Annotated in this window: 12 protein-coding genes and 1 pseudogene; 5 read left to right on the top strand and 8 right to left on the bottom strand. The window is 58.2% G+C overall.

Annotated features, from left to right (window positions below):
• Positions 1-5: 5 nt before the first annotated feature.
• The 7 genes from upp to ACR3E2_RS07735 all read right to left on the bottom strand — a co-directional run bounded on the left by upp (position 6) and on the right by ACR3E2_RS07735 (position 5,963).
• Positions 6-638: a uracil phosphoribosyltransferase gene (upp, locus tag ACR3E2_RS07705; RefSeq protein ID WP_480484262.1), complete on the bottom strand. Its 633-nt coding sequence runs from the start codon at positions 636-638 to the stop codon at positions 6-8.
• Positions 635-1,621, bottom strand: coding sequence for an adenosine deaminase (locus tag ACR3E2_RS07710; protein WP_480484263.1), 987 nt, complete (start codon positions 1,619-1,621; stop codon positions 635-637). The genes upp and ACR3E2_RS07710 overlap by 4 nt, the downstream gene beginning before the upstream one ends.
• Positions 1,618-2,829: a phosphopentomutase gene (locus tag ACR3E2_RS07715; RefSeq protein ID WP_480484264.1), complete on the bottom strand. Its 1,212-nt coding sequence runs from the start codon at positions 2,827-2,829 to the stop codon at positions 1,618-1,620. The genes ACR3E2_RS07710 and ACR3E2_RS07715 overlap by 4 nt, the downstream gene beginning before the upstream one ends.
• Entirely contained in the window at positions 2,826-4,133 is a 1,308-nt protein-coding gene (locus ACR3E2_RS07720; protein WP_480484265.1) for a thymidine phosphorylase, read from the bottom strand. The genes ACR3E2_RS07715 and ACR3E2_RS07720 overlap by 4 nt, the downstream gene beginning before the upstream one ends.
• A 4-nt stretch (positions 4,134-4,137) precedes the next feature.
• On the bottom strand, positions 4,138-4,530 hold the full coding sequence (locus tag ACR3E2_RS07725; protein ID WP_267365809.1) for a cytidine deaminase: 393 nt from the start codon (positions 4,528-4,530) through the stop codon (positions 4,138-4,140).
• A gap of 91 nt (positions 4,531-4,621) precedes the next feature.
• Complete coding sequence (locus ACR3E2_RS07730) at positions 4,622-5,725, bottom strand: cupin domain-containing protein (protein WP_480484266.1); 1,104 nt, start codon at positions 5,723-5,725, stop codon at positions 4,622-4,624.
• Entirely contained in the window at positions 5,688-5,963 is a 276-nt protein-coding gene (locus ACR3E2_RS07735) for a hypothetical protein (protein WP_480484267.1), read from the bottom strand. Before ACR3E2_RS07735 ends, ACR3E2_RS07730 begins: the two co-directional genes overlap by 38 nt.
• A gap of 189 nt (positions 5,964-6,152) precedes the next feature.
• Here ACR3E2_RS07735 and ACR3E2_RS07740 point away from each other — a divergent pair, with 189 nt between their 5' ends.
• From ACR3E2_RS07740 to ACR3E2_RS07755, 4 genes are all read left to right on the top strand, one after another.
• The gene (locus ACR3E2_RS07740; protein WP_267365814.1) at positions 6,153-8,426 is read left to right on the top strand and encodes an NADP-dependent malic enzyme; all 2,274 of its coding nucleotides are present in this window, start codon (positions 6,153-6,155) and stop codon (positions 8,424-8,426) included.
• A 48-nt stretch (positions 8,427-8,474) separates the two neighbouring features.
• A complete protein-coding gene (locus ACR3E2_RS07745; RefSeq protein ID WP_480484268.1) occupies positions 8,475-8,864 on the top strand; it encodes a GFA family protein in 390 nt (129 codons plus the stop codon).
• A gap of 231 nt (positions 8,865-9,095) precedes the next feature.
• Positions 9,096-10,985: a propionate-CoA ligase PrpE gene (gene prpE / locus ACR3E2_RS07750; protein ID WP_480484269.1), complete on the top strand. Its 1,890-nt coding sequence runs from the start codon at positions 9,096-9,098 to the stop codon at positions 10,983-10,985.
• An 88-nt stretch (positions 10,986-11,073) separates the two neighbouring features.
• On the top strand, positions 11,074-12,501 hold the full coding sequence (locus ACR3E2_RS07755) for an amidase family protein (RefSeq protein WP_480484270.1): 1,428 nt from the start codon (positions 11,074-11,076) through the stop codon (positions 12,499-12,501).
• Between the two features lie 250 nt (positions 12,502-12,751).
• Here the strand turns inward: ACR3E2_RS07755 and ACR3E2_RS07760 are convergent, their stop codons facing one another.
• Positions 12,752-13,558, bottom strand: a complete 807-nt coding sequence (locus ACR3E2_RS07760; protein ID WP_480484271.1) for an NAD kinase — start codon at positions 13,556-13,558, stop codon at positions 12,752-12,754.
• Positions 13,559-13,681: 123 nt separating this feature from the next.
• Here ACR3E2_RS07760 and glyA point away from each other — a divergent pair.
• A pseudogene (gene glyA / locus ACR3E2_RS07765) lies at positions 13,682-14,977 on the top strand (serine hydroxymethyltransferase).
• The last annotated feature ends 22 nt before the right edge of the window (positions 14,978-14,999 follow it).

The raw sequence follows: 14,999 nt of genomic DNA on the forward strand, positions 1-14,999 counted from the left end.
CCGGATCACTTGGTTCCGAACATCCGGTCACCGGCATCCCCCAGACCGGGCATGATGTAGCCTTTCGAGTTCAACTCGCGGTCCAGCGCTGCCGTGACGATACGCACGTCAGGGTGTGCTTCTTTCATCCGCGCGACACCTTCGGGTGCCGCCAACAGGCACAGAAAGCGAATATCCGTCGCCCCGGCCTGTTTCAGCAGGTCAATGGCCGCGGCCGAGCTGTTACCAGTCGCCAGCATCGGATCCACCGCAATGACCAAACGGTCCTTCAGGCTTTCGGGGGCCTTGAAATAATACTGTACGGGTTTCAGCGTTTCTTCGTCGCGATATAGGCCCACAAAACCGACGCGTGCTGAAGGCACAAGTTCCAGCACCCCATCCAACATCCCGTTTCCGGCGCGCAGGATTGACACCAGCGCCATTTTCTTACCTGCCAGTATGGGGGCGTCCATTTCTTCCATCGGCGTTTCGATATTGCGCGTGGTCAGGGGAATGTCGCGCGTGACCTCGTAGGCCAGAAGCAATGTGATCTCGCGCAGCAACTGCCGGAACCCGGCGGTCGAGGTGCCCTTGTCCCGCATGAGCGTCAGCTTGTGTTGCACCAGCGGGTGATCGACGACGGTCAGGTGTTCGCTCATGTGTTCTCCAATCTTTTCTTGACCCGCGCGCGGGTGTCATCATCACAGAAGGCCGCGTTCAGGGCCGTCTCATTCAATGCCGCAAAATCCCCGGCCTCCCAGCCGAACGCCGCGTTCAACATCTCATATTCCCGCCGCATGGTCGTGTGAAAAAACGGAGGATCGTCGGTGGAAATCGTAACCTTTACGCCCGCATCGCGCAGTTTCGCGATGGGGTGGGCGGCAAAATCTGGGAAAAGACCCAGAACCACATTCGAACCCGGACACACCTCAAGCGTGACATCCCGGTCAACCAGTTCACGAACAAGTTCAAGGTCTTCGATGGCGCGGACGCCGTGCCCGATACGCTCAACCCCCAGATCGCGCACAGCGTCGCGCACACTGTCAGGACCGCCAAACTCACCCGCATGCGTGGTCAGGCGCAGCCCGGCTTCGCGGGCACATTCGAAAGACCATTTGAAGTCACCCTGCGTGCCAATGGATTCGTTGCCGCCCATGCCAAAACCGGTGATCCAGTTTCCGGCGGTCTCGGCCGCACAATGGGCACTCCGCCTGGCTTGTTCGGGGCCAAAATGGCGGACACAGGTAACGACACCGCGCAAGGTGATATCGAATTTACGCTCGGCTTCGTCTGCCGCATCCTGAATGGCATTCAGATAATCCCGCCACGCATGCAGGTCGCCACCGCCGCAAAAATCAGGGCTGAGGAAGGTCTCGGAATAAACCACGCCATTTTCAGCGCTTTCCTCAAGAATGGCCAATGTCAGCCGCCGGAAGTCTTCGGGCGTTTTCAGAACTTCGCAAGCGGCTTCGTACACGCTCAGGAAATGCGCGAAATCACGAAAATCATAAGATCCGTCTGCCTTGAAGATACCGCTCAGGTCAACGCGTTTTTCGTGGGCAAGCTGGCGGATGAAGGCCGGAGGTGCCGCGCCTTCGTGGTGAAGATGCAGTTCAATTTTGGGCAGGTCTGCAACGCTCATAAAAAGTTCCTTCCCGGCCCTTGCGCCGGAATGTTCAGATGGTGGGCAATGCTGGCCGCAATATCGGTAAAATCTACTTGCCCGATTTGTCCGGTACCCTGCCCCGCAATCAGAACCGGAACCTGTTCACGGGTGTGATCTGTTCCGGTCCAGCTTGGGTCATTGCCATGATCAGCTGTTAACAGCAACAGATCGCCTGGTCGAAGTTTCTTCAGGATACCCCCGATCTCGCGGTCAAACCATTCCAACGCTCGGGCATAGCCGCTGATGTCGCGGCGATGCCCATAAAGGCTGTCAAATTCGACAAAGTTGGCGAAGGTCAGACTGCCCTCTTCCGCCTCGTCTATAAGATCAGACAGGTGCTGCATCAGCTGGGCATCCGACCCTTTGCGCAGCGTGTCGATCCCCTGCATCGAGAAGATGTCGCCGATCTTGCCCACTGCATGAACCCGTCGCCCTGCATCCTGCACCCAGTTGGTCAGCACCGGTGCCGGGGGCAGAATGGCGAAATCCTTGCGATTGGTCGTCCGTTCGAACCCCGTCTCAGGCGTTCCGACAAAGGGGCGCGCGATGACACGCCCCAATTTCATCTTGTGCAAGCGCGGAGCAAGCGCGCGGCACATGTCCAACAACCGCTCAAGCCCAAAGCTTTCCTCATGGGCCGCGATCTGAAACACACTGTCAGCGGATGTGTAGCAGATCGGCCAACCGGTGCGCATATGTTCGGCACCCAGTTCGGCTATGATCGCTGTCCCCGACGCGTGGCAGTCACCAAGAATACCTTCGGTCCCGGCAGCTTCGGCTGCCGCGCGGCTCAGTTCCGCTGGAAAAGCCGGAACCGTGTTTGGAAAGTAATGCCAATCCCAAGGCACCGGCAGGCCCGCCAGTTCCCAGTGGCCTGAGGGCGTGTCCTTACCCGGCGAATGCTCACGCGCGCAACCCCATAGTCCAGCAGGTTCGGCATCGAGGCCCGGAGTGGCGTCTCCAGACGCCAGCCGCACAGCCGCGCCCAAACCCAGCGCGTCCAGGTTGGGCAGGTGCAACGGGCCGGTGCGCCCATCTACTGCGCGGCCTTCCGCGCAGGCTTGGGCGATATGGGCCAGCGTGTTTGCCCCGGCATCCGGAACATCACCGTTGAAAAACCGGTCTGCATCAGGTGCCCCGCCTATTCCGACGGAATCCATGACGACAAGAAACGCTCGGCTCATACGCTGATCCTTTCGTGGATCAGATCGGGCAGCTTTGGAACTGTATCGCTGATTGTCATCGCACTCAGCACAGTTTCCGCTGCCCGCCGTGCAGCGCCTTCCCGTGCAGCGTGGACCACGGCAATGGGTGAACCTTTTGACACACGATCCCCCAGCCTGAGGATGTTGGATATTCCTACTGCCGGATCGATCTCATCACTTTCGACCTGGCGGCCGCCACCCAGCGCGACCACGGCAAGGCCCAGCGCCTCTCCGTCGATGGCGGAGACGTAACCGTCTTCGGGGGCAGGAACCTCCTGAATAACGCTCGCCTCAGGCAGGAAACGGGTCCAGGTATCGACGAATTTCACAGGACCACCAACCGCTGCCATCATGCGGCCAAACCGTTCGGCGGCGCGACCGTCACGGATGATCTTGGCGATCTGCTCACGCCCCTCCTCGACCGAGATGCACATGCCTGCATCGGCCAGCAGGACGCCGCCCAACTCGGCAGAAATGTCCACCAGTGGCGAAGCGCCAGGACCGGTCAGAACCTTCATCACTTCCGCGACCTCCAGTGCATTGCCCAGCGCCGGGGCCAAAGGCTGGTTCATGTCCGTGATCACCGCCGAAGTCCGGCACCCAGCCGCGTTCGCAGTCTCGGTCAATGCTGTGGCCAGCTTGCGGGCATCCTCAATTGTTTTCATAAAGGCACCGCTGCCAACCTTGACGTCAAGAACCAACGCATCCGGGCTGGCCGCCAGCTTTTTGGACAGGATCGACGCTGTGATCAGATCCAGACTTTCGACCGTCGCCGTCACGTCCCGAACTGCATAAAGCCGCTTGTCCGCCGGTGCAATCTGGCCCGTCGCGCCGACGATAGCCGCACCCGTTTCGCGCAATATCTGCGCAAGTCGGTCCTGACTGATCTGAGTGCTGACACCCGGAATCGCCTCGAGCTTGTCCAATGTTCCACCCGTGTGCCCCAAACCCCGACCCGAGATCATCGGCACATAAGCACCACATTCCGCCAGCGCCGGAGCCAGCACAAGGCTGACGCAGTCCCCGACCCCACCGGTCGAGTGCTTGTCGATCACCGGCCCGTCCACATCCCAACCGAGAACATCGCCGCTATCGCGCATCGCAATCGTCAAGTCCGCACGCCCCTGAGGACCCAGCCCGCCCATACAGACGGCCATGGCAAACGCCCCGGCCTGCGCATCGCTGACGCTGCCGTCTGCCAACCCTTGCGCGAACCAGATAAGCTCGTCGCGGCCTGGGACTTCGTGCCTGCGCAGTTTGGCTATGATTGAACGGGCGTCCATGCGTTCAGACATCCTCCATGTGCGACGCGTCGAACGCACCCGGCAGCAAATCTCCGATGGTTGTCTCAAACTCCGCACCATCGACGGTTGCCAGAGTAACCTTTACATCGCGCTTGCCAAACTCGGCCAGCTTCTGACGGCATCCACCGCAAGGCGGCACAGGCTGAGGGCTGGAGGCAACCACGTAGACCTCGGTCAGTTCCTGCTCGCCCGCGGCCACCATTGCGGCAATTGCACCTGCTTCCGCGCAGGTCCCCTCGGGATATGCCACATTCTCGACGTTGCACCCGGAAAAGACATGACCCGAAGAAGACCGAAGCGCTGCGCCAACTTTGAAGTTCGAATATGGCGCGTAGGCGTTTTCCCGGACAGACAAGGCAGCGTCTTTCAGCGACATGGCGAATCCTCATTTTTGATCATCTGGTCAGAAATTTGCACGCTAACGTATTAAGGCGGGGAATTTGAAGCCCCTGACCCATGTTTTTCGCTTAACCCAGCGTTGTGTTGAAGGTACCGGGTAAGGTGACTTCCAACAATTCGATATTGTCTGTTGGCTCGGACAACCGTGTGCGCATCCCAGGTGGGATGACAAAAGCATCCCCTTGCTCCAGCCGGTAGGGATCGCGCCCCTCGCCTTCCAGGGTGACCTCGCCGTCCATCACAAAGGTAAAGTGAATGTCGGTGTCATGGCTGGCCCATTCCGGATCACCCGACCCTTTGCGCACAACCTGCACCCCAGCGACACCCTTGGTGTTCTCGGCAATCGTGGTGTCGCGGCAGATGTACCCCGGCAGGCGGAAGGGCATCCACTCGGCACCCTTGGCCTGATTATAGACAAAGCGTTGCCCCTGCCATTCGCGGTCCGGGCGGATGTGCGGAGTGGGAAGTGTCATGTCATGGTCGATCTCTGTGACATGCTCAGCCGGCACTCCGATCTCAATGACCTGAACATTATCAGAAGCTTCAAGAACGCGGTGCCGGATTTCCGGAGGTTGAATAAAGCAGTCCCCCGCTGTCAGACGCATTTTCTCGCCCTGATCCTCATAGACCACATCCACCCAGCCATGGATGCAAAAGATCAGCTGAAACCCGACCTTGTGAAAATGCACCATATCCGGAACCGGCCCACCATCGGGAATGCGGATATGGCTGGCAATAATCGACCCACCCAACCGATCCGGCACCAGATCGCGATAGTGCATCCCGGCCCGACCGATGATCCAGGGGGCCTGATCCTTGAGCCTGCGCACGACAAAGGAATGCACGGTCTCTGGCATCACCAGTGGCGGATTTCGTTCTTCAACTTCGATTCGGGTGCCATTCGGGGCTACAAGAACGCGTTCACCACCGGCGAAATCTGACGGATTATCCGTCAGGATACGCAATGTTCCTGGGCTTTCCGGTGCGTCTTTTTCAATGCGCAACCGCACGCCATGCCCCGAAAACACCGCGACGCGCGGATCGTCAGCGGGATAAATCATGTCCATCTTCATCCCCAGTTTTTTTGTGTAAAAAGGGATGTCGTCGCGAATTTCCTGTGTGGGCAGGCGAATTTCAGCGTGCGTTTTCGCCAGATCGGATGTCTTGGTCATCAGTATTCTCTTCGAATTGCAACTTTGGCCATCCGATCAGAACAGAGGTCAAAATGCCAACCGAAAAGAACATCTCCGGCATTTCTTCCATAACGAAGAAGCGCATTTCAATAATCACAGGTAAAACTCCGCCGTTCAGCGTGATGAACTCGACCAAATCTGGGTGACGACAACCGCCCAACACCGCTGCAACCAACATCCAACCTAATGATCCCTCGTTCGTTACCAGCCGGGTCATCAGTTCTGAATGTCACAACGGCCTTGCCAGAGTGATCTTGGTCGTCACAATGTGAAAAGGCGAAAATGAACTCAGACAATATCAATCCGAATTCACGGTTGCGACATCACGGCAGAGTTACGTAGCGTAGCCAAGTCCAAAAAAATAGTTTAAGGCTAAATCAAATTCTCAATGGGAGCTGAATCGCCGATGTCTGACACCCCCAGCCTGCGACAAGCTGCGCTCGAATATCATGAATTTCCCAAACCCGGAAAGCTTGAGATCAAGGCTACCAAACCGATGGCCAACGGGCGCGATCTGGCCCGCGCCTATTCGCCCGGCGTGGCCGAGGCCAGCCTTGAAATCAAGGCCGATGCAGCCAATGCGGAACGTTACACGGCGCGCGGCAATCTTGTCGCCGTGGTTTCAAACGGCACCGCGGTGCTTGGCCTGGGGAATATCGGAGCACTCGCTTCGAAGCCGGTTATGGAAGGCAAGGCCGTCCTTTTCAAGAAATTCGCAGGTATTGACTGTTTTGATATCGAGGTCGATCAGCCCGATCCCGAAAAGCTTGCGGATATCGTCTGTGCCCTTGAACCAACATTTGGCGCCATTAACCTTGAAGACATCAAGGCCCCCGATTGCTTTATCGTCGAAAAGCTCTGCCGGGAGCGTATGAACATCCCGGTTTTCCATGACGACCAGCATGGAACCGCCATTGTGGTCGGTGCTGCGGCCAAGAATGCGCTGCATGTGGCCGGAAAGTCATTTGAGGACATCAAAGTCGTGTCGACCGGCGGCGGGGCAGCCGGGATCGCGTGCCTGACCATGCTGGTCAAGCTGGGTGTGAAGCGAGAAAACATATGGCTGTGCGACATTCACGGGCTTGTCTACGAAGGACGGGCCGAGGACATGAACCCGCACAAGTCACAGTTCGAGCAGAAGTCGGATTTGCGGACGCTGGACGATGTGATTGGTGGGGCCGACCTGTTTCTGGGTCTCAGCGGCCCAAATGTTCTAAAGCCTGATATGGTCCGGAAAATGGCCAGCCGCCCGATCATCTTCGCCCTGGCCAACCCGACGCCGGAAATTCTGCCAGAGGACGCGCGCGCAGTAGCACCAGACGCAATCATCGCCACGGGGCGCAGCGATTTTCCCAATCAAGTCAATAACGTGCTGTGCTTTCCGTTTATCTTCCGGGGTGCTTTGGATGTCGGCGCGACCGAGATCAACGACGCGATGCAGATTGCCTGCGTGGATGGTATTGCTGAAATGGCGCGTGCAACCACAAGTGCCGAGGCGGCGGCTGCCTATAAGGGCGAACAACTGACCTTTGGCCCGGAGTACCTGATCCCAAAACCATTTGACCCACGTCTTGTGGGCGTGGTGTCATCGGCGGTTGCCAAGGCCGCCATGGAAAGCGGTGTTGCAAAACGCCCTATCGAGGACCTTGAAGCCTATAAGGAAAAGCTCAACCAGTCGGTCTTCAAATCAGCCCTTCTGATGCGTCCTGTGTTCGAGGCCGCGGCCGTCGCATCCCGTCGCATCGTTTTTGCCGAGGGTGAAGATGAAAGGGTTTTGAGGGCTGCGCAGGCCATTCTCGAAGAGACGACGGAAACGCCAATTCTGATTGGGCGACCCGATGTGATTGAAACCAGATGTGAAAAGCTGGGGCTGACCATTCGTCCGGGCAAGGACTGTCAGATCGTTAACCCGGAGAACGACCCGCGCTATTACGATTACTGGACTTCCTACCACCAGATCATGCAGCGCCGCGGTGTGACGCCGGATCTGGCCAAGGCGATCATGCGCACCAACACAACGGCCATTGGTGCGATCATGGTGCATCGTGGCGAAGCGGACAGCATGATCTGCGGCACATTTGGTGAATTCCGCTGGCACCTGAACTATGTCGAACAGGTGTTGGACGACAGCAAACTGCGCCCGCATGGTGCGTTGTCCCTGATGATCCTGGAAGATGGCCCCCTGTTCATTGCCGATACGCATGTACGGCAATTGCCATCGCCGGAAGAACTGGCCGAAACCACCATTGGCGCCGCGCGACATGTTCGCCGGTTCGGGATCGAACCCAAAATTGCCTTCTGTTCGCAGTCGCAATTCGGCAATCAGGCTGAAGGATCAGGCAAACGGCTGCGGGCGGCGCTTGAAATCCTTGATCGGCAGCCGCGCGATTTTGTCTACGAAGGCGAAATGAATCTGGATGCGGCTTTGGATGCAGACCTGCGGGCGCGTATCTTCCCAGCGTCGCGACTAGAGGGGGCGGCCAACGTTCTGATATTCGCCCACGCAGATGCTGCCAGTGGTGTACGCAATATTCTGAAGATGAAGGCGGACGGGATTGAAGTTGGCCCGATCCTGATGGGCATGGGCAACAAGGCCCATATTGTTACTCCATCCATCACCGCGCGCGGTCTGCTGAACATGGCGGCGATTGCAGGAACACCCGTGGCGCATTACGGTTAACCGGGGGCAGCCTTGCTGGCGCCCCTGCCAACAGGGGGGGGGAAGCGCATGAAAGGACATTGCCACTGCAACGCCGTGCATTGGGAAAGCGATGCCCAAGCCGCGTGGAGCTGTTATTGCCACTGTTCAGATTGCAGGCGAAACTGCGCCGCGCCGGTCACGGCTTTTTTCGGGCTGCCGCATGAGGCGGTCAGATGGTTGGGTCAGGCACCAAAGATCTATCGCTCATCGGAAGGGGTTGAACGTCTGTTTTGCGGCAACTGCGGAACCCAGATGGCCTATCGCACAGCGCGCGATACGGTGAACATTCATCTTTACACCGCAACGCTGGACAACCCGGAGACCCTGCCGCCACAGTTTCACGTGTTCCACGCCGACCACCTGCCCTGGCTGAACCTTCAGGACAAGCTGCCACGTTACGCCAAAACGGCTGGTTGAGCTGATTCTCGGAACGGCACAATATTTGCACGCAATAGTTTGCAATTTTGCAAAACTTTCTATTGCTGCGACAAAAACTGTGCTTCAACTGTAATTTTGCAAAAATTTGCAAGTCGTTTTTTGCCGATCTGCAAATTTTTTGCGATAAACTGACGCGTCGTCATGCGTCGCGCTTGCCCGGTTGTTTTCTGCGACCTAACACAATGTCCAAGCCGTTGTGAGGAGGACAAGATGGCGTATCAGGACGTTTATGACAGCTGGAAAACCGACCCCGAAGCGTTCTGGATGAACGCTGCAAAAGGGATCGATTGGGTCAAGGCCCCCAGCAAAGCACTGTTCGACGACAATGCGCCCTTGTACGAATGGTTCAGCGACGCGCGGGTCAATACCTGTTGGAATGCCGTAGACCGTCATGTGGAAAACGGGCGCGGTGAACAAACCGCCATCATCTATGACAGTCCCATCACCCACACCAAGCGCGAGATATCCTATGTCGAGCTTCGCAACCGCGTGGCCACTCTGGCCGGCGCGCTGCGCGCAAAGGGTGTCGAGAAAGGCGACCGTGTCATTATCTACATGCCGATGATCCCCGAAGCGCTTGAGGCGATGCTGGCCTGTGCCCGCCTCGGCGCCGTGCATTCGGTCGTGTTCGGCGGGTTTGCCAGCAACGAACTGGCCGTGCGCATCGACGACGCCAAACCCAAAGCAATCATCGCCGCGTCCTGTGGGATGGAACCCGGTCGCGTGGTTCACTATAAGCCCCTGCTTGACGGTGCGATCGAACTGGCCAACCACAAACCTGATTTTTGTGTGATCTTCCAGCGGGAACAAGAGGTCGCCCAGTTGATCGAAGGGCGCGACTTCAACTGGCATGGCTTCCAATACGGTGTCGAACCGGCTGAATGCGTACCGATCGATGGCAATGACCCGGCTTATATCCTGTACACCTCTGGCACTACGGGTGCACCCAAAGGGGTCGTGCGCCCCACTGCCGGACACCTTGTGGCACTGAACTGGACGATGAAGAATGTCTATAACGTCGATCCAGGCGACGTGTTCTGGGCAGCCTCCGATGTGGGCTGGGTCGTGGGACACTCCTATATCTGCTACGCACCCCTGATCCACGGAAACACCACAATTGTGTTCGAGGGCAAGCCAGTCGGCACCCCGGATGCTGGCACCTTCTGGCGCGTGATCTCGGAACATAAGGTCAAAAGCTTCTTCACCGCACCTACGGCCATCCGCGCCGTCAAACGAGAAGACCCCAAAGGCGAATTGATCGGCAAATACGATCTGTCTCATCTACAGGCCCTCTATCTGGCAGGCGAACGCGCCGACCCTGACACAATTATCTGGGCACAAAACGCGCTGAAGGTTCCGGTGATCGACCATTGGTGGCAAACCGAAACCGGCTGGGCCATAGCCGGAAACCCGCTGGGTATCGAAGAGCTTCCGGTCAAGCTGGGCTCGCCCGCAAAACCGATGCCGGGATATGACGTGCAAATTCTGGATGAAGGCGGTCACCCGATGAAAGCCGGTGAACTGGGTGCCATCGCGGTCAAACTGCCCCTGCCCCCAGGCACCTTGCCAACACTGTGGAATGCCGAAGCACGATTCAAGAAATCTTATCTTGAACACTTCCCCGGATATTACGAAACCGGCGATGCCGGGATGATTGACGAAGACGGGTACCTCTACATCATGGCGCGCACCGATGACGTCATCAACGTTGCCGGCCATCGCTTGTCGACGGGCGGGATGGAAGAAGTGCTGGCTGCCCACCCCGATGTGGCTGAATGCGCGGTGATCGGAGTTTCGGACCAGCTGAAGGGGCAGATGCCGGTCGGCTTCCTGTGCCTGAATGCTGGTGCCACACGGGATCATGGCGATGTGGTTCAGGAAGTCGTCAAAATGGTTCGGGAGAAAATCGGGCCGGTGGCCGCCTTCAAACTGGCTGTTGTCGTCGACAGGTTACCCAAGACCCGTTCCGGTAAGATCCTGCGTGGTACGATGGTGTCGATTGCAGACGGTCAGGACTACAAAATGCCTGCAACAATTGATGATCCTGCCATCCTTGATGAGATCAAAGAAGCGTTGCAGACAATTGGTTACGCCAAGTAACCATCGGGTGGCACAGGCCGCCCATGTCATGTCCGCCCTTGCAACCTGAATCTGGGCCCCTACTGTCGCTGTAAGACAGTGAGGGCCCATGACACATACCGATATCTGGCGTCTCAGCGCCACAGAGCTGACCACCTTGACCCGACGCGGCGATCTGAGCGCGACCGAGGCGGTTCAGGCCTCGATTGATCGCATGGACGCGGTGAACCCCGCGCTGAACGCGGTCGTCGAAGACTTGCGCACCGAGGCCCTGGAACGCGCGCAGTCGCTAGATGCTGCACGGGGGCGTGGTCAGCCGACCGGCCCGCTGCATGGTGTTCCGGTAACAATCAAGGTGAATGTCGATCAGAAAGGCCACGCCACCACCAACGGTGTCATTGCACTGAAGGACGTAATCGCTCCGGATGACGCGCCGGTGGTCAGCAACTTGCAAAAAGCGGGGGCCATTGTGATCGGGCGAACGAATACGCCCGAGTTTTCCTTCAGGGCCGACACCGACAACCCCCTGCATGGGCGCACGTTCAACCCGTGGGGACGGCACATTTCACCCGGGGGATCATCCGGTGGCGCTGCTGCCGCCGTGATGGCAGGTGTCGGTGCGCTGGCCCATGGCAACGATATTGGCGGCAGCCTGCGCTTTCCGGCAGCCGCCATCGGAGCGGTTACGGTGAAACCGGGGTTGGGACGCGTTCCCGCGTGGAACCCAAGTCAGAAGGCCGAACGCGGATTGCTGGCGCAATCAATGTCGGTTCAGGGCCTGATCACTCGGTCGGCTGCGGATCTACACCTGTCCATGCCCAGCCTGATCGCCACCGATGCGCGGGATCCGTTCCACGTACCAATGCCCTGGCGCGGTGAGCGTTTTGACCAGCCGATCAAGGTGGCATTCACCAAGAACACCTTCGGCTATGCGCTGCACCCCGAGGTCGAAAAAGCCCTCGACACTGCGCGCGATGCGCTGGTCGATGCAGGGTACGACGTTGAAGAGGTCGATCCACCCGATGTCTTTGAATGTGGCCGGATCGGGTACCGGACCTTGATGGGCGAAGTGCTGACCCTGATGAAATCTGACATTGAAGCCGCTGGTTCCAAAACCATCCGCGACATCTTTGACGTCTACTTTCAGGAATTCCCGCCCATCGTTGAAACAGAATTGGTCCGGATGCTGGCCAAGCGCAGCTATTATGCCCGTGAATGGTCCCTGTTTATGCAGGACTACCCGCTGGTCTTGTCCCCTTTCCTGCCACAGCCATTTTTCAAACCCGACCGGGACACCGAAGGCGCGGAAGGCGTGCATGATGTTCTGGGATGCGCTGTCTATTCCTATGCGATGAACTTTCTGGGACTGCCTGCAGCCTGCGTTCCGTCACGATTGGCCAACCTTCCCAAAGGGCCTCAACCTATCAATGTGCAGATCGCGGCACAGCGCTGGCGCGAGGATTTGGCCGTGGATGCCGCCGCCGCGATAGAAGCTCGCGTGGGACAGATGTGTTTCCCGCTTTGGGATCACATGTAACAAAAAATAGACCCCGGGTCATTGTGCCCGGGGTCCAGCTGCTAAAATAAGCCCGGATTTCTGATGACGAGCGTAGCACCACCCACCCTCGCCAGCGCAAAATCTGCGCAACCATTCGAAAACACCGTTTAGGTGGCCACTCACTCCCACCTTGGCGTGTTCTCCGGACAAGTTCACATTAGCCAATCATTAAGGGAATTCCTGTGAACTGCTTCACACAGGCGTGAGAAAAATTTGGGGATGGCCTATTTTACGTGAATTGTTCGGATATTAGACGTTCTTCCAACCCATGGCCGGGGTCGAAAAGGATACGGTGCGCAATGGCTGGTTCCGACCTGATCTCAACCCAGTCGATATCCGGGAAAGAAACGGAATCGGCGGCCACGATGACCGGGCGCTTGTCAGCTTCGACCACATCGAACCTGACTTTCGCCATTTTCGGCAACAAGGCACCACGCCACCGCCGTGGGCGAAACGCTGCGATGGGTGTCAGGGCCAGAACGTCAGCACCAATCGGAACAATCGGCCCATGCGCGGAATAGTTATAGGCGGTCGATCCCGCAGGCGTGGCAAGCAACGCCCCGTCACAGACCAGTTCGGCCATGCGTACCCGGCCGTCTACGCTGATCTTGAGCCTTGCTGCCTGAGGACCGGCGCGTAGCAATGACACTTCGTTGATCGCCAGCGCCTCGTGCAGTTTTCCAGATTGGTCCATCGCTTGCATGGCCAACGGGTTGATAACCTCTTCCTCGGCATCCTCCAGCCGCGCCATCAGATCGTCTTCGTGATACTCATTCATCAGAAAGCCGATCGTGCCGCGATTCATCCCGTAAACCGGAGTATCGAGATGCTGCACATTGTACAAAGTGTGCAACATGAAGCCGTCGCCGCCCAATGCAACCACTACATCTGCGTCCCGAGGTGCCACATTACCATATTTGGTCACCAGGGTGTCACGCGCTGTTTGCGCCACTTTGACCTCACTGGCGAGAAAGGCGATTCTCTTTTTCATGTTTTGTGGTTTCCGGTGTTGCACATTTGGTTCCGAAACAAACATACCTTTCCCCAATAGGCCAGTCTTGACGCCGCAGCAGGCCAAATCGTCGCTTTAAGCCTTTTGCGAATGTGGCGTTTCCGATAGGAAATCCGCAAGATTTATACCCAGCCATGTGGAGCGCCAATGAACGCCAATCTTCGTGACACCGGATTTTTCACCCAGTCCTTGTCGGACCGCGACCCTGAGCTTTTTGGCTCGATCCGGTCTGAGCTGGGTCGTCAGCGCGACGAGATCGAGCTGATTGCGTCCGAGAACATCGTCTCTGCCGCCGTGATGGAGGCGCAGGGTTCGGTGATGACCAACAAATATGCCGAAGGTTACCCGGGCCGGCGCTATTACGGAGGCTGCGAGTTTGTTGATATCGCCGAGAATCTGGCCATCGACCGCGCCAGGCAGCTGTTTGGCTGTGGCTTTGCCAATGTGCAGCCGAACTCGGGCAGCCAGGCCAACCAGGGCGTGTTCCGGCGCTGATCCAGCCCGGCGACACCATTCTGGGCATGAGCCTGGATGCCGGTGGCCACCTGACCCACGGCGCGCGGCCCAACCAGTCGGGCAAGTGGTTCAACGCCGTGCAATACGGCGTGCGCCAGCAGGACAACATGCTGGACTATGATCAGGTCGAGGCGCTGGCGAAAGAGCATAACCCCAAGCTGATCATCGCGGGCGGTTCGGCCATCCCGCGTCAGATCGATTTTGCCCGCATGCGTCAGATCGCCGACATGGTCGGCGCCTATCTGCACGTGGACATGGCGCATTTCGCCGGTCTGGTTGCGGCGGGCGAGCATCCCAGCCCGTTCCCCTACGCGCATGTGGCGACCACCACCACACACAAGACCCTGCGCGGCCCACGTGGGGGCATGATCCTGACCAATGATGAAGATATCGCTAAGAAAGTGAATTCGGCGATCTTCCCCGGCATTCAGGGCGGCCCGCTGATGCATGTGATCGCGGCCAAGGCCGTGGCCTTTGGCGAGGCGCTGCGCCCCGAGTTCAAAAAGCTATATCCAGCAGGTCGTGACCAATGCGCAGGCGCTCAGCGATCAGTTGATCAAGGGCGGGCTCGACACCGTGACCCACGGCACCGACACCCATGTGGTGCTGGTCGACCTGCGCCCCAAGGGCGTCAAGGGCAACGCCACCGAAAAGGCCCTGGGCCGGGCGCATATCACCTGCAACAAGAACGGCGTGCCGTTTGACCCGGAAAAGCCGACCATCACGTCGGGCATCCGCCTTGGCAGCCCCGCCGGCACCACCCGCGGCTTTGGCGAGGCCGAGTTCCGCCAGATCGCCGACTGGATCATCGAAGTGGTCGACGGCCTGGCCGCCAACGGCGAAGACGGCAACGCCGAAGTCGAAGCCCGCGTCCGCGCCCAGGTCGCAGACCTCTGCAACCGCTTCCCCATATACCCGAACCTGTAAACGTTGAAAAAGAAAAGAAAAC

The sequence above is a fragment of the Ruegeria sp. AL7 genome, assembly GCF_056536105.1.